This window comes from Nonomuraea sp. NPDC054003 (assembly GCF_055585125.1).
The window spans coordinates 78,581-94,332 of sequence record NZ_JBVJKR010000022.1; the positions used below are offsets into that span (position 1 = coordinate 78,581).

Annotated in this window: 15 protein-coding genes; all 15 read left to right on the plus strand. The window is 71.7% G+C overall.

Going from position 1 to position 15,752, the window contains the following annotated elements; translation table 11 throughout:
• Positions 1-4 precede the first annotated feature (4 nt).
• The 15 genes from ACZ6YG_RS40460 (at position 5) to secD (ending at position 15,751) form a co-directional block, all read left to right on the plus strand.
• The gene (locus ACZ6YG_RS40460; protein ID WP_222709133.1) at positions 5-535 is read left to right on the plus strand and encodes a LemA family protein; all 531 of its coding nucleotides are present in this window, start codon (positions 5-7) and stop codon (positions 533-535) included.
• A 62-nt stretch (positions 536-597) separates the two neighbouring features.
• The gene (locus tag ACZ6YG_RS40465; RefSeq protein ID WP_261808499.1) at positions 598-1,614 is read left to right on the plus strand and encodes a DUF3048 domain-containing protein; all 1,017 of its coding nucleotides are present in this window, start codon (positions 598-600) and stop codon (positions 1,612-1,614) included.
• Between the two features lie 112 nt (positions 1,615-1,726).
• On the plus strand, positions 1,727-2,641 hold the full coding sequence (pdxS, locus tag ACZ6YG_RS40470; RefSeq protein WP_148031182.1) for a pyridoxal 5'-phosphate synthase lyase subunit PdxS: 915 nt from the start codon (positions 1,727-1,729) through the stop codon (positions 2,639-2,641).
• A gap of 209 nt (positions 2,642-2,850) precedes the next feature.
• A complete protein-coding gene (locus ACZ6YG_RS40475) occupies positions 2,851-4,518 on the plus strand; it encodes an alkaline phosphatase D family protein (RefSeq protein WP_466020878.1) in 1,668 nt (555 codons plus the stop codon).
• Between the two features lie 119 nt (positions 4,519-4,637).
• On the plus strand, positions 4,638-4,796 hold the full coding sequence (locus ACZ6YG_RS40480) for a hypothetical protein (protein WP_466020879.1): 159 nt from the start codon (positions 4,638-4,640) through the stop codon (positions 4,794-4,796).
• A gap of 787 nt (positions 4,797-5,583) precedes the next feature.
• On the plus strand, positions 5,584-6,456 hold the full coding sequence (locus ACZ6YG_RS40485; protein WP_466020880.1) for an endonuclease/exonuclease/phosphatase family protein: 873 nt from the start codon (positions 5,584-5,586) through the stop codon (positions 6,454-6,456).
• Positions 6,457-6,518: 62 nt separating this feature from the next.
• Positions 6,519-7,097, plus strand: a complete 579-nt coding sequence (gene pdxT, locus ACZ6YG_RS40490) for a pyridoxal 5'-phosphate synthase glutaminase subunit PdxT (RefSeq protein ID WP_148031185.1) — start codon at positions 6,519-6,521, stop codon at positions 7,095-7,097.
• Positions 7,098-7,100: 3 nt separating this feature from the next.
• A complete protein-coding gene (locus ACZ6YG_RS40495; RefSeq protein ID WP_148031186.1) occupies positions 7,101-7,853 on the plus strand; it encodes a YebC/PmpR family DNA-binding transcriptional regulator in 753 nt (250 codons plus the stop codon).
• A gap of 206 nt (positions 7,854-8,059) precedes the next feature.
• Positions 8,060-9,865, plus strand: a complete 1,806-nt coding sequence (locus tag ACZ6YG_RS40500; protein ID WP_466020881.1) for a hypothetical protein — start codon at positions 8,060-8,062, stop codon at positions 9,863-9,865.
• Between the two features lie 11 nt (positions 9,866-9,876).
• Entirely contained in the window at positions 9,877-11,043 is a 1,167-nt protein-coding gene (locus tag ACZ6YG_RS40505) for a GNAT family N-acetyltransferase (protein WP_364234424.1), read from the plus strand.
• 84 nt (positions 11,044-11,127) lie between these two features.
• Positions 11,128-11,658 (plus strand): crossover junction endodeoxyribonuclease RuvC, encoded by a 531-nt coding sequence (gene ruvC / locus ACZ6YG_RS40510; RefSeq protein ID WP_148034510.1) that lies wholly within the window; start codon positions 11,128-11,130, stop codon positions 11,656-11,658.
• A complete protein-coding gene (gene ruvA, locus ACZ6YG_RS40515) occupies positions 11,655-12,275 on the plus strand; it encodes a Holliday junction branch migration protein RuvA (protein ID WP_219543323.1) in 621 nt (206 codons plus the stop codon). The genes ruvC and ruvA overlap by 4 nt, the downstream gene beginning before the upstream one ends.
• 52 nt (positions 12,276-12,327) lie before the next feature.
• Positions 12,328-13,359 carry a Holliday junction branch migration DNA helicase RuvB gene (gene ruvB / locus ACZ6YG_RS40520; RefSeq protein ID WP_271279058.1) on the plus strand — a complete coding sequence of 344 codons (1,032 nt, stop codon included), beginning with the start codon at positions 12,328-12,330 and terminating at the stop codon, positions 13,357-13,359.
• A gap of 219 nt (positions 13,360-13,578) precedes the next feature.
• Positions 13,579-13,923: a preprotein translocase subunit YajC gene (gene yajC, locus ACZ6YG_RS40525; protein ID WP_246639244.1), complete on the plus strand. Its 345-nt coding sequence runs from the start codon at positions 13,579-13,581 to the stop codon at positions 13,921-13,923.
• Between the two features lie 34 nt (positions 13,924-13,957).
• Entirely contained in the window at positions 13,958-15,751 is a 1,794-nt protein-coding gene (gene secD, locus ACZ6YG_RS40530) for a protein translocase subunit SecD (protein ID WP_466020882.1), read from the plus strand.
• Position 15,752 lies beyond the last annotated feature (1 nt).

Here is a 15,752-nt window from a genome sequence, read left to right on the forward strand (position 1 = left end):
CACGATGATCGTCCTGGTCGTGGGCATCGTCGTGGTGCTCACGGCCGTCTACATCTCCTGGCGGGCGGGCCGCCTGGACCGGCTGCACATCCGGCTGGAGCTGGCCCGCGAGGCGCTGGAGGCGGCGCTGGTGCGGCGGCGGGCCGTGGTGCTGGAGCTGGCCGGCTCCCGGCTGCTCGACCCGGCGACCTCGCTGGTGCTGGCGGCGGCCGCGCACGAGGCCAGGATGGCCGGTCCCGAGGAGCGCGAGCACGCCGAGAGCGACCTGTCGGGGGCGCTGCGCGCGGTGGCGGACCAGGAGCGGTTCAGGGAGAGGCTGGGCGAGTCGCCCGGCGGCCAGGACCTGCTGGAGGAGCTGGACGCCGCGGTGGCCAAGGTGGTCTACTCGCGCCGCTTCTACAACAACGCGGTCGCGGTCACGCGGGCGGCGCAGCGGCGGTGGCTGGCGCGCACGCTGCGCCTGGCGGGTCATACGGAGTATCCGCAATTCTTCGAGATCGATGACAATCCGCCCGCGACGATGGCAACTGAATGACCCGGTTTGAGGGAGACCGGTAAGCTTCCATCCGTTCTGGGCAAAAGCGGAGGAGTGTACAGGTGCGGCTACCCCGGATGATCACCGTGACGCTGGCCGGGCTGGCTGTTCTGCTCCCCGTCACGGCCTGCTCGTCGGACGAGCCCGCGGGGGGCGCCGCCCCGCAGGCCAGCGAGTCGGCCACGCCGACCGAGGAGCCGACGCCGGAGAACCTGCATCCCTTCACCGGGCAGCCCGCCGACAAGATGAAGCCGGTGCTCGCCGTCAAGATCGAGAACACCGCGGCGGGCAAGCCGCAGATGGGTCTCAAGAGCGCCGACATCGTGTACGTCACGCAGGTCGAGGCCGGCCTGACCCGCCTGATCGCGGTCTTCTCCTCGAAGATCCCGGCCAAGATCGGGCCGGTCCGCAGCGCCCGCATCACCGACCTGCACGTGGCGCCCATGTTCGGCGAGCCCGCGTTCGCGTACTCGGGCGCGCAGACCAAGATGCTGCCGTTCATCGCCGAGGCGTCGCTGCACGACGTCTCCGACAGCCGGGTGCCCGGCGCCTACTACCGCGAGCCCGGCCGCTACGCCCCCTACAACCTGTTCGCCAGGCCCAAGAAGCTCCTGGCCGCCGCCCGCCAGGCGAGCAAGGCCGGCGACATCGGCTTCACCTTCGGCGATCCGCCCGCGGAGGGCGGTGTCGACCGCACGTCGTACACCGTCAAGTGGCCCGCCGCGCGCTTCACCTTCCGCTGGTCGGAGGACGAGAAGCAGTGGCTGATCTGGCAGGACGGCAAGAAGGACGTGGCGGCGGAGGGCGGCCAGCTCGGCGCGTCCACGGTCGTCATCCAGTACACCAAGACCGAGCGCTCCGAGTTCCACGACTCCAACCAGAGCTACACGCCGCTGGTGAAGACGGTCGGCAAGGGCTCGGCCATCGTGCTGCGCGACGGCAAGGCGTACAAGGCGAGGTGGGAGCGGGAATCCGAAGAGGGCGGCACGACGTTCACCACACAGAGCGGCGAGCCGATGAACTTCGCGCCCGGTCAGGTCTGGGTGGCGCTCGCCAGCCGCAAGCCCGTGACGCCGTGACGTACAAAACTCCGCGCCATTCGTGACATGGTGGCATGCGGGGGAGAAGTGCCTCAGGACCTACGATGGGTTTGAAAACTTACCGTTCCCCCCTAGCTCGTGAGGAAGACCGTTGTCCACCAGCACGCCCGAAACCCCGTCGACCACCGGCACCGGCACCGCCCGCGTCAAGCGAGGCATGGCGGAGATGCTCAAGGGTGGCGTCATCATGGACGTCGTCACCCCCGAGCAGGCGAAGATAGCCGAGGACGCCGGTGCGGTCGCCGTCATGGCCCTGGAGCGCGTGCCCGCCGACATCCGCGCGCAGGGCGGCGTCTCCAGGATGAGCGACCCCGACATGATCGACGGGATCGTCAACGCCGTCTCGATCCCCGTCATGGCCAAGGCCCGCATCGGCCACTTCCTCGAGGCGCGGGTGCTGCAGTCGCTCGGCGTCGACTACGTCGACGAGTCCGAGGTGCTCACCCCGGCCGACTATGCCAACCACATCGACAAGTGGCAGTTCACGGTGCCCTTCGTGTGCGGCGCCACCAACCTGGGCGAGGCCCTGCGCCGCATCACCGAGGGCGCGGCCATGATCCGCTCCAAGGGCGAGGCCGGCACCGGCGACGTCTCCAACGCCGTCACCCACATGCGCACCATCCGCGGCGAGCTCAAGCGCCTCGCCTCGCTGCCCGAGGACGAGCTGTACGTCGCCGCCAAGGAGCTGCAGGCCCCGTACGAGCTGGTCGCCGAGGTGGCCAAGGCCGGCAAGCTGCCGGTCGTGCTGTTCACCGCGGGCGGCATCGCCACCCCGGCCGACGCCGCGATGATGATGCAGCTCGGCGCCGAGGGCGTGTTCGTCGGCTCCGGCATCTTCAAGTCGGGCGACCCGGCCAAGCGGGCCGCCGCGATCGTCAAGGCCACCACCTTCCACGACGACCCCGACGTCATCGCCAAGGTCTCGCGCGGCCTGGGCGAGGCCATGGTCGGCATCAACGTCGACGAGATCCCGCAGCCGCACCGCCTGGCCGAGCGCGGCTGGTAACCGGCGCGTCGCACCCCGTGTCCGGGCCCGCCGGATGAGACGATCTTGTCCGGCGGGTGACCCGTACAGTGGGTGCTTATTTCCGAAAATGGCGACATCCGCGAAGGATGTCGCCATTTTTGTGTTGATCGGCGTTCACTCGGGAGTCAGGATCACCAGTCAGGATACGGACGTCCCCCTGGCCATGATCGCCTCCTCAGGAGCCTCCCATGCCCGAGCTCAACCGCCGGCACTTCCTCGTCACCGGTCTGGCGGCCGGCGCGGCCGCCGCCGTCCCCGCCGCCGCGCACGCGGACCCAGGGACCGCGCAGGCCCTCGCCTCACGCGATCCGCGCACCGATCCCTTCACCCTCGGCGTCGCCTGCGGCGACCCCGGCAGCGACGGCTTCGTGCTGTGGACCAGGCTCGCCCCGCAACCGCTGGCCGAGGACGGACTCGGCGGCATGCCGGCCCGGCCCGTCCAGGTGCGCTGGCAGGTGTACGCCGACGAGCGCTGCCGCCGCCTGGTCCGCTCCGGCGTCGCCGTCGCCGCGCCGGAATGGGGCCACAGCGTGCACGTCGAGTTGGACGGCCTCAGCGCCGGGCGCGACTACTGGTACCGCTTCCGCGCCGGCCCGTACGTCTCGCCTGTCGGGCGCGCCCGCACCGCGCCGCACCCGCACTCCTACGGCGGCCCGCTGGCGATGGCCTTCGTCTCCTGCAGCCAGTACGAGCACGGCTACTTCACCGCCTACCGCAGGCTCGCCGAGGAGCACCCCGACCTCATCCTGCACCTGGGCGACTACCAGTACGAGTACGCCAGGAACAGCTACGAGGCCCCCGGCGGCAACGTCCGCGACCATGAGGGCCCGGAGACCGAGACCCTCGCCGACTACCGGCTCCGGCACGCCCAGTACAAGACCGACCCCGACCTGCGGGCCGCGCACGCCGCCGCGCCGTGGCTGGTCGTCTGGGACGACCACGAGGTGGACAACAACTGGGCCGGCGAGATCCCCGAGCGCCCCGACCGGCCGCAGCCGGACTTCCTCGCCCGGCGCGAGGCCGCCTTCCGCGCCTACTACGAGAACATGCCGCTGCGCCATGACTCCATCCCGCGCGGCGTCGACATGCAGCTGTTCCGGCGGGTGCGGTGGGGCCGGATGGCCACCTTCCACATGCTCGACACCCGCCAGTACCGCGACGACCAGGGCTGCGGCGACGGCTACCGCGACTGCCCCGACGCCGCCGACCCCGCCAGGTCCATCACCGGCGCCCGGCAGGAGGAGTGGCTGCTCGACGGCTTCCGCCGCTCCGGCGCCCGGTGGGACGTCCTGGGCCAGCAGGTGTTCTTCGCCCAGCGCGACAACAACGCCGGCCCCGCCAAGGTCACCAGCCAGGACGCCTGGGACGGCTACGTCGCCTCCCGGCGGCGCATCACCCAGGGCTGGATCGACGCCGGCGTGCGCAACCCGGTCGTGCTCACCGGCGACGTGCACGCCCACTGGGCCGCCGACCTCAAGCTCGACTACGACGACCCGACCGGGCCCTCGGTCGGCTCCGAACTCGTCGCCACCTCCATCACCAGCGGCGGCGACGGCGCCGACTCCGACCCCGCCACGCATCCCTTCCTGGGCATCAACCCCCACCTGCGCTTCTACAACAACCAGCGCGGCTACGTGATCACCCGGGTCGAGCGCGAGCGGCTCACCGCCGACTTCAAGGTGGTGCCGACCGTACGCGAACCCGGCGCGGAGGCGCACACCAAGGCCACCTTCGTGATCGAGGACCGGGTCCCGGGCGTCCAGCAGACCTACCTGCGCCCGCTCGACCCGTCGGCCCGCTCCAGCGGCCAGATGACGGCCGAGGACACCGTCCGCTGGGAAACCGAACGCCCGTGATCTTCTGGGGGCGGAACCCCGCCTCCAGCCCTCCCCTCCCGGAGACGGCTATCCGCGTGGCGATCCCAGACCCTCGCCTCTGAGGTCCTCCCAGGAGCTGGGATGCCGCACTCCGCAAGGTGGCGCCGACCGTACGCGAGCCCCGTGCGGAGGCGTACACCAAGGCCACCTTCGTGATGACCGGATCCCGGGCGTTGCGCCGATTCGACCCGTCGGCCCGTGTCAGCGGCCAGATGACGGCCGAGGACACCGTTCGCTGGGCGATCGAATGCCCGTGACCCCTCTGAGGGCGGAACCCCGCCCCAGGAGACGGCTACCCACAGATCCTGAACGTGGCGTTCTCTCCGGCGCGGATCCCGGACGCTCGCCCGTGCGGCCCGGGGGCCGGCCGCTACCACTGCGCGACCATCCACCCCGAGCTCACGCTTGCCCGTGGGGCCGGGGGACGGCCCCCACGGGTCCTGAGCGCGGCGTTCCCTCCAACGCGGATTCCCAACGCCGGCCCGTGAGGCCCGAGGGCTGTTACCCGCAGATCCTGAGCGCGGCGTTCTCCGCCGACGCGGATCCCAGAGCCTCGCCCGTGAGGACCTCGAGGAGGTGGGATCGCCCCATGACGCTCGCGCGCGAGGTGGGGGTTTTCGGGTCCTGGCGCGTCACGCTCGCGCGGGGAGGCTTCTCGGACGCGGACGGTTGTGATGCCCGCGTGAGGTGGAGTTTTGGGGCGCGTTGTGAAGGTGCGCGCGGGAGGTGGGCTGGGACCGCGGTTTGATGTCCGCGCGGGAGGTGAGCTGGGACCGCAATTGTGACGTCCGTGCCAAGGCGGGGTTTTCGGGCCTTGGCTGGTGACACTCGCGCGAGACCAGGTTTTCCCGACTCTGGTTCGTGACGTTCGTGTCGGGGGCCGCGGACTCTCGCTTGTGGCGTCGTCCCGGAAGCGGGAGTTGCGGGTCTCGCCCGGTGATGGGGCCGGTGGGGTTCCCAGGCTCCGTTTCGCCGGGGTGGGGCTGGGTTGCTGTCTGCTCGTACGGGATCCGCGGGAGTCTGGCCATCTGGTTGGATGCGTTCGTGGTCGCACGGCTGATCCTCACGCTGGCCCTGACCGTCACGGGCGTCGCGGCGGACGGGCGGGTCCGGTTGTCGGTGCTCAGTTGGAACGTGTGCGCGGGCACGAACGCGGCGTGCGCCCTCTACCGGGCCGGAGCCCAGGAGCTGGCCTGGAACATCAGCGGGCACGCGATCGGCGCCCCCGTCCGCCCGGACGTGATCTTCCTGCAGGAGTTCTGCTCCGGCGCGACCCACACCCTCGAACGCACGCTGGAGATCCGCACCGGCCGCGCCTGGACGGTCGGCTCCTGGAGCCTGCTGGACTCCGCCGGCGTCCCGTACCCGTGCCATCCCGACCGCCTCGGCCGCCCGCGCGGCGCGCAGAGCGTCGCCGTCGCCGTCGCCCGCCACGAGGCCGACTTCCGCGTCCACCCGCTGCCCTCCCCGCCCTGGTACGTACGCCGCGCCGTCCTCTGCGCCACCGTTCGGGCCATCCGCGTGCACGCCTGCAACACCCACCTGTCGGCCGGCACCTCTTACGACGACAGGCAGCCGGGCGCCCCCTACCGCACCAAACAGATCAGAAGGCTGCTCGACGTCGCCGACAAGGAGGGCCACCGGGCCGTCTTCGGCGGCGACCTGAACGCCGCGCCGCCGGACAGCCGCACCGGCGCCGCCGCCGGCCGCCGCGCGGTCGCCCCCGCCTACCGGCGTCACCAGGAGTGCGACCAGCGCGGCGGCGACCGCACCGGACGATGGACGCACCTGGGCAGCGGCAGGCGCAAGAAACTCGACTACGTGTTCGCGCCGCCCGGCGCCGTCCGCCGCTGCCACGTCGGCCACGGCGTCACGCTCTCCGATCACCGGCCGCTCTACGCCGAACTGGCTCTGTAGGAAGATGTCAGGTATGTGCGGTGTTGAACGGACGACACCCTGAAGCTGACGGAAGGACGACCGTGCCCGAAATCGGGGTACTCGCTCTGCAAGGCGACGTGCGTGAGCATGTGCGCATGCTCCAGGAGGCGGGCGCCGAGGCCCGCCCCGTGCGCCGGCCGGCCGAGCTCGACGCCGTCGACGCCCTGGTCATCCCCGGCGGCGAGTCGACCACCATGTGGAAGCTCGCCGAGACCTTCGACATGCTCGAACCGCTGCGGATGCGGGTCAAGGAAGGCATGCCCGCCTACGGCTCGTGCGCCGGCATGATCATGCTGGCCGACCGCATCGAGGACGGCGTCGCCGGCCAGCAGACGATCGGCGGCATCGACATGGTGGTCAGGCGCAATGCCTTCGGCCGCCAGGTCGACTCCTTCGAGGCCGGCCTCGACTTCGCCGGCGCCCCCGTGCACGCCGTCTTCATCCGCGCCCCCTGGGTCGAATCGGTCGGGCCGGGAGTCGACGTGCTGGGGCGGGCCGAGCCTGGGGATAGGATCGTCGCGGTCCGACAGGGGCCGTTGCTCGCGACGTCGTTCCATCCCGAGCTGACGGGAGACACGCGCGTGCACCGATACTTCGTAGACATGGTGAGGGAGCTATAGGCGATGTCCGGCCACTCCAAATGGGCGACGACGAAGCACAAGAAGGCCGCGCTCGACGCCAAGCGCGGCAAGCTGTTCGCGAAGCTCATCAAGAACATCGAGGTGGCGGCCAGGACTGGCGGGCCTGACCCGGATGCCAACCCCACGCTGTTCGACGCGATCTTCAAGGCGAAGAAGAACTCGGTCCCCAACGACAACATCGAGCGGGCCCGCAAGCGTGGCGGCGGCCTGGAGGCCGGCGGCGCCGACTACCAGGTCATCATGTACGAGGGCTACGCCCCCGGCGGCGTCGCGGTGCTCATCGAGTGTCTGACCGACAACCGCAACCGCGCCGCCTCGGAGGTCCGGGTCGCGCTGACCCGCAACGGCGGCTCGCTGGCCGACCCCGGCTCGGTGTCCTACATGTTCAACCGCAAGGGCGTCGTGATCGTGCCCGGCGACGGGCTCGACGAGGACACCGTGCTCATGGCCGTCCTCGACGCGGGCGCCGAGGAGGTCAACGACCTGGGCGAGTCGTTCGAGGTGGTGTGCGAGGCGGGCGACCTGGTGCCGGTGCGCAAGGCGCTGCAGGACGCCGGCATCGACTACGACTCGGCCGACTCCAGCTTCCTGCCGACGATGAGCGTGCCCCTCGACGAGGAGGCCGCCAAGAAGGTGTTCCGGCTCATCGACGCGCTCGAGGACAGCGACGACGTGCAGAACGTCTACGCCAACTTCGACGTCTCCGACGAGGTCATGGAGAAGCTCGACGCCTGACGGGCCGCCGTCGCGAGCCTGCTCCTCGCGGGCGCTCAGCGCGCCGTCGCGCGGAGGCGGGCGCGTCGTCCGGCCTGGGTAGCCGAGGGCTCACGGCGTGCCGTCAGCGACCTCCTGGGGGCCGTCCCAGGGGGGCCGTCGTTCCCGCTCGGCACGTTCCCGGACGCGTAGCAGGGCGGGCCGGAATCGGCATAGGGTCGGGCGTCGTGACCTCCCGCACTCCTGACTCCCCGGCCCCGGTGCTGGGCTGGCTGCTCCTCATGCCGGCCGTGCTGGGCATGCTGATCACCTTGCTCCTGCCCACGGTCCTGACGATCGGCTTCAGCCTGCGCTCGGGCGGGCTCGTGGGGCCGAGCGCGTTCGCCGGGCTCGGCAACTACGGCCGGCTGTTCGGCGACGACTCGTTCCGGCCGGCGCTCGGCTTCACCCTGTCGGTGACGATCATGCCGCTGCTCGTCGCCCTGGTGGTCGCGCCGCTGCTGGCGCTCGCCCTCGACCGGGGCGGCGCCTGGGTAAGGCGGGCCGGGCGCATCCTGCTGTCGCTGTCCCTGGTGACCTTCTCGCCGGCCGCCGTCGCCGTCTCCTGGCTGCGCGGGCTCCGGCCGGACGCCGAGGGCCTGACGGCCATGGCACGCTCACTCGCCGAACCGGCGACCGCCCCGGGAACGCTCCGGCTCATCGTCGCCGCGGCCACCTTCGGCGTGGTGTGCGCGCTGGCCGTCCTGGCGTTCCTGCCCGCCCTGCGCGGCGGCACCGTCACCCCGGCCATGCTCGCGGTCGCCGGGATCGTCGCGCTCGCCACCGTCGCGGCGGGGCTGCAGCTGTTCACGCTCGGGCTGGTGCTGACCGGGGGCGGGCCGCGCGACTCCACCCAGACGCTCGCGCTCCTGCAGTACACGTTCACCTGGCGGGCGGCCAGGCTGGGCATGGGAGCCGCGATCGCCACCCTGACGGGCGTGATCCTCGGCGTGCTCGGCATCGCCGCCACCATCCTCGCGATCGCCACCCGCATGCGCCTCACCGTGACCCCCGCCACCGCTCCGGACGAGGATCACTCCGCGCGGGCTTCCGCGGCGGGCCCAGGCAGTCCGTACTTCCAGGCCCGGCCGCAGGACGCCGGGCTCGCGACCGGGCTGTCCGGCCAGCCGCCGGGCGCGGCCGTCCCGTACGGCGCCGCGCCCCCTCCGGGCAACCCGTACGCGCCGGGCACCCCGTACGAGACCGGGGCCGGGAAGCCGGACACCGCCCGGAAGCCCTCGGCGGCGGGCATGGCCGTCGGGGTGGCCGCGCTGCTCGTGGCGACGGTTCTCGTCTTCCTGTGGAGCCGGCCCTGGCTGTCGGCCCTTCTCCAGCCGGCGGAGGCGGGCGCGCCCCACGGGCGGAACGTGCACCTGAACACCTGGCTGCCCGCCTTCGCCGGCGCGCTGGTCTCCGTCGGCGTCGCCTATCTCGGCGCGCTCGGCATCGGCGGCCTGCGCCCGCTGGGCAGGCGCAGCGAGTGGCTCCTGCTGCCGTTCGCCCCCTGGCTGTTCGTCGGCGCGGGCCCGCTCAGCATCGCCAACTGGAACACCCTGCGCGGCCTCGGTCTCGTCGACACCGTCGCCGCCCTCGTGCCACCGCTGCTCGTCAGCGTGCCCGCCCTGGTCATCCTCACCCTGCTCTGCAAGGGCCTGGCCGAGCGCAACACCGGCGACCTGCTCTCAGGCGTCGTCAGACCCTCGTTCCCGATGGCCTGCGTCCTGGTCGTCGCCGTCACGCTGGTGAACGCCCAGGACCTGCTCTGGCCGCTCCTGGTCACCCAGCAGCCGGACCTGGCCACCGCGCCGCTCGCCCAGTTCATGGCGTCGAGCCAGTTCCCCGGCGGCGGCGCCGACGTGGGTCTCGCCACACCGCTGATCGCGATCGTGCTCGCGCTCGCCGCCGCCGTCGCGGCGCAACTGCTGTACTTGGACCGGCTCGCCCTCACCGTCGGGCGCGATATCGGGTCGCGGGAGCACGGGCCGGATGCTTAGGTTGGACGGTTGTGGACATTCGTGACCTGACGGCCGACGACCTCGACGCCGTGCTCGACCTTCGCAAGCGCGCCTTCGGCCCCATCCCCGCCGGACACGTGGAGACCTTCCGCAAGCTGGTGCACCCGACCCTGGCCGCGGGCCGCTACCTGGGCGCCTTCGACGGCGGCCGGATGGCGGCCGCCGCCCGGCTGCGGCCCTTCACCCAGTGGTGGCACGGCAGGCCGCAGCCCATGTCCGGCGTCGCCGGCGTGACCGTCAGCCCGGAAGACCGCGGGCGCGGCGTCGGCAGCCTCATCATGCGCGCCGTGATCGAGCGGGCCGCCGCGCTCGGCGACGCCGTGTCGGCGCTCTATCCCGCCACCACCCCCATCTACCGGTCGCTCGGCTACGAGCACGCGGGCGCCCAGAACCTGATGACCCTGCCCGCCGAGGCGCTGCGCACGATCCCGCCAGGCAAGGACGTCAAGCTCCGCCGGATGGGGCCCGACGACGCCGCCGAGGTCATCGCCCTGCTGCACCGGCTGCACGGCGCCGCCCGCGCCAGCGGCCCCATCACGTACGGGGAGGACATCTGGCGGCTGTGGCTGTCCGAGGAGGACGACTTCCTCTACCTGGCCGACGACGGGTTCGTCGTCTACCGGTGGGACGGCCAGGACATCGAGGTCGACGGCGTGGTCGCCGGCTCGGCCGACACCGCCAGGGCGCTGTGGTCGCTGGTCGGCACGTCCTCGTCGGTCGCCAAGCAGGTCAAGGCCGTGGTCGCGCCCGACGACCCGGTGCTGTGGCTGCTGCGCGAGCGGTCGAAGGAGAAGACCGAGCAGGTGCGGTGGATGTTCCGGGTCATCGACCTGGTGGAAGCGGTGGCGCGCAGGGGCTATCCGGCCGCGGTCGGAGCCGCCGTCGTCGTGCGGGTGGATGACCCGCTGCGGGCGGGCAACGCGGGCCTGTGGCGCCTGGAGTTCGCGGGCGGCTCCGGCGCCGCCACCCGGCTCGGCCAGGCGGACGCCGCCGGGGAAGACGCGCCCGTGCTGAGCGTGAACGCCTTCTCGGCCCTGTACGCGGGCATCCCGACCGCCACGCTGCGGCGCGGCGGGCTCATGACCGGCGACGAGCGGCACGACGAGGTGCTCGACGCCGCGTTCGCCGCTCGCCCGTACATGCTCGACTACTTCTGACAGGCGTTTCCCGGTGCGCGGGCAGGCCGGGCGGGGTAGAGTCTCGTGCCGAACTAGTGTTCGGCGGGGCGGGGAGGCATGCCGGTGCGGGTGATGGGCGTCGATCCGGGGCTGACCCGGTGCGGCCTGGGAGCCGTCGAGGGGCGCCCGGGCGCGCCGCTCAGCCTGGTGGCCGTCGGGGTGGTCCGCACCGCCGCCGGCGACGAGCTGGGCGCCCGGCTCGTCGGCATCGAGGCCGGCATCGAGCAGTGGCTCGACGACGTGCGCCCCGACGCCGTCGCGGTCGAGCGGGTCTTCGCCCAGCACAATGTCCGCACCGTCATGGGCACCGCCCAGGCCGCCGGCATCGCCGTGCTGTGCGCCGCCCGCCGCGGCCTGCCGGTCGCGCTCCACACGCCGTCCGAGGTCAAGGCCGCCATCACCGGCAGCGGCACCGCCGACAAGAAGCAGATCGGCGCCATGGTCACCCGGCTGCTGCGGCTGAGCGAGATGCCCAGGCCGGCCGACGCCGCCGACGCGCTGGCGCTGGCCATCTGCCATGTGTGGCGCGGCGGCGCCCAGCACCGCCTGGCCGAGGCCGTCGCCCGCGCCTCGCGGAAGGGCGTGCGGCCGTGATCGCCTCCGTGACCGGCCGGGTGGCCGCCGTCGCCCCCGACGCGGCCGTCGTCGAGGTCGGCGGCGTCGGCGTCCTCGTCCACTGCACGCCCGGCACCCTCGCCACGCTCAGGACCGGGCAGGAGGCGCGCCTGGCCACCTCGCTCGTGGTGCGCGAGGAGTCGCTCACCCTGTACGGTTTCGCGACCGACGACGAGCGGGCCGTCTTCGAGCTGCTCCAGACGGCCAGCGGCGTCGGCCCCAAGCTCGCCCTGGCCATGCTCGCCGTCCACTCCCCGCAGGCCCTGCGCGTGGCCGTGGCCGGAGCCGACCTCAAGGCGCTCACCCAGGTGCCGGGCATCGGCCAGAAGGGCGCCCAGCGCATCGTCCTGGAGCTGAAAGACCGCCTGGGCGCCTCCCCGGAGGCGGTCGACGCCGCGCTCAACGGCTCACGCAAGGACACCCTGTGGCGCGAGCAGGTCCACTCGGGGCTGGTCGGGCTGGGCTACTCCGGCAAGGACGCCGACGAGGCCGTCGCCGCCGTCGAGCCCCAGGCGGAGGCCGACCTGGCCGCCGGCCGCGCGCCGCAGATCGCCGCCCTCTTGAAGGCCGCGCTCCGGGCGCTGAGCGTCCGATGACCCGCCACCCTGGAGGCGTGGGCCCGTCCCGATCCCCGGCGGAGGTGGTGTCGTGACGTTCGAGCGGGAGCTCGTGTCGCCCGACGCCGACGGCGAGGAGCGGCAGATCGAGGCGGCGCTGCGGCCCAAGCGGCTGGCGGAGTTCATCGGCCAGGCCCGGGTGCGCGAACAGCTGTCACTGGTGCTGGAAAGCGCGCTGCGGCGGCAAAGGCCGCCCGACCACGTGCTGATGAACGGGTCGCCGGGGCTCGGCAAGACGACCCTCGCCATGATCATCGCGGCGGAGCTGAGCGCGCCGCTGCGCATCACGTCCGGCCCCGCGCTGGAGCGCGCCGGCGACCTGGCGGCCATCCTGTCGACGCTGGGCGACGGCGAGGTGCTGTTCATCGACGAGATCCACCGGATGGCCCGCCCCGCCGAGGAGATGCTCTACATGGCGATGGAGGACTTCCGCGTCGACATCGTCGTCGGCAAGGGTCCCGGCGCCACCGCCATCCCGCTCGACATCGCCCCGTTCACGCTCGTCGGCGCCACCACCCGGGCCGGCCTGCTGCCGGCGCCGCTGCGCGACCGGTTCGGGTTCACCGCCCACATGGACTTCTACGAGACCGGCGAGCTGGAGCAGGTGCTGCGCCGCTCGGCCGCGCTGCTCGCCGTCGAGCTGCCCGACGACGCCGCCAACGAGATCGCCAGGCGCTCGCGCGGCACCCCCCGCATCGCCAACCGGCTGCTGCGCCGCGTGCGCGACTACGCCGACGTGCGCGCCGGCGGCGTGGTCGACCGCGCGGTGGCGGCCAGGGCGCTGGAGCTGTACGAGGTCGACGGCGAGGGGCTCGACCGGCTCGACCGGGCGGTGCTCGGCGCGCTGCTGCGCAAGTTCGGCGGCGGCCCCGTCGGCCTGTCCACCCTCGCCGTGTCCGTGGGGGAGGAGCCGGAGACCGTCGAGGTGGTGGCCGAGCCGTTCCTGGTGCGGCAGGGCCTGATCGCGCGCACCCCGCGCGGCCGGGTCGCCACCGCCGCCGCCTGGACGCACCTCGGCATGACGCCACCGCCCGACGCGTTCGGTGCCGGACCCTCCACCTGATCACGAATCGGTTGCAACCAATGCGAATCGGGAACTTCCCCGCGCGCCGAAACGCTGCCTCGTTGCCGCGTTTCGCAACAAGCGCCTACACTCCGTGGCTTGGCTGGCTGTGTAGGCTGATGCGCTGAGCGGCGCCGCCCGCAACCGCGGAATTTCCGGCGGGAAGCCGGTGTCAACTCACTGTACGACGATGGAAGGTCGCCCCTGATGGACCAACTCATGAGCATCGCGCCGCTGATCCTTCTGGTGGTGGTGTTCTACTTCCTGCTGATTCGCCCGCAGCGCAAGCGCCAGCAGGAGGCGATCCAGATGCAGAACTCGTTGACGCCGGGCACTCGTGTCATGACGACGACAGGCCTGTTCGGCACCGTCGTCGCGGTGGACAATGAAGATGTCGTCCTCGAGATCGCGCCCAACATCGAGACGCGCTGGGTCAAGGCCGCCATCGGCCGTATCGTCACGCCGGGTGACCCGGTGGCCGACGAGCCCATCGCCGACGAGCCGGCCGACGGTGACACGAGCGCGGAGCACAACGACGACCAGGACTCCCGCAAGAAGTCCTGAACCCATGACCCCAATCCGAAAGAACTGACGACCAGTGGCCCGACCGACCAGCAGCCACAGCAAGCCGGGGCGAACGCTCCTGCTGCTCCTGGCGCTCATCCTCGCCCTGGGCGGGACGATGTTCTTGCAGAAGGCGTTCACGCCGAAACTAGGACTCGATCTCGCCGGCGGTACGACGGTGACACTGTCACCGGTCACCCAGGACGGTGCCTCTCCTCCTGAGGAGATCCTCGACCGCGCGGTCAACATCATCCGCGACCGGGTCAACGGCACCGGCATCTCCGACGCCGAGGTCGCCAAGTCAGGCGACAACATCATCATCTCCATCCCGGGCGTCGGGCAGAGCGAGGCCATCAAGCTGGTCGCCACCACTGCGGAGCTCCGCTTCCGGCAGGTCCTGGCGATGGAGATGACTCCGATCGCGCAGGAACAGCTCGCCACCGAGGCGCCCAGTCCGGACGTCTCCCCGACGGCGTCGACGGCCCCGTCGTCGTCGACGCCGTCGGTCGCGCCGAGCCAGTCGGCCAGGCCGCAGCCTTCGGGGTCACCGTCAGTCTCTCCGACCGGGAAGGCGCTCTCGTCGGCGCTGACCGACCCGGCGCCGTCGACTTCCCCGACTCCCTCTCAGGGCGACAGGGGCAACAGGGACAAGAAGTCGACACCGTCGCCGTCAGCGACCGACGAGCCCGCACCAGATCCCAACGCTCAGACCCCCAACCCGCAGATCGACACCAAGGGCATCGACCCGGCCGTGCTCAAGCAGTACGCCGCGCTCGACTGCACCGACCCGAAGAACCGAGGCCAGGGAGTCCAGGACGACCCCGGCAAGCAGTACGCCGCGTGTGAGTCCAACGGCAGCTTCAAGTACGTCCTCGACGTAGCGAAGGTCGTCGGCACCGACATCAGCACCGCCACAGCCGGAGTCCAGCAGGGCACCACCGAATGGGTGGTCCAGCTCGACTTCAAGAGCGCCGGCGCCCAGGAGTGGAGCAAGCTCACCTCCACCGCCTACAACTCGCAGGAACCGCGCAACAAGGTCGCGGTGGTCCTCGACGGCGTCGTCATCACCGCTCCCAACATCATCAGCCCGATTCCCGGCGGCCGCGCCGAGATCACCGGCCAGTTCGACCAGCAGTCCGCCACCGAACTCGCCGAGCAGCTCAAGTACGGCGCGCTTCCGCTGAAGTTCGAGCGCAGCTCCATCGACACGGTCTCCTCGACGCTCGGCCAGGACCAGCTCCAGGGCGGCCTCATCTCCGGCGTCATCGGCCTGGCCCTCGTGGTCGTCTACTGCCTGCTCTACTACCGCGGCCTCGGCATCGTGGCCGTGCTGAGCCTCGTGGTCGCCTCGATCCTGACCTACACCGCGGTGGTCGTGCTGGGGCAGAACGCCGGTTTCCGGCTCTCCCTGCCGCACATCATCGGCCTGGTGGTCTCCATCGGCATCACCGCCGACTCCTTCATCGTGTACTTCGAACGCATACGCGACGAGATGAAGGAGGGCCGGCGGACTCTCCGCGCGGCCGTCGAAGTGGCCTGGGTCCGCGCCCGGCGCACGATCCTGATCGCCGACGCCGTCATGTTCATCGCCGCGATCGTGCTCTACCTGCTGTCGGTGGGCGGCGTCGCCGGCTTCGCCTTCGCGATGGGTCTGACCACGCTGATCGACGTCGTCGTGGTGTTCATGTTCACCAAGCCCTTCATCGCGCTGCTGGCCAGACTGAAGTTCTTCGCCAAGGGTCATCCGCTGTCCGGCCTGGACGCCGAGCGCATGAGCGTGGCCGACACCAGCGGATCCGTCCGCAAGACCACCCCGCGGGAGGCCTGAG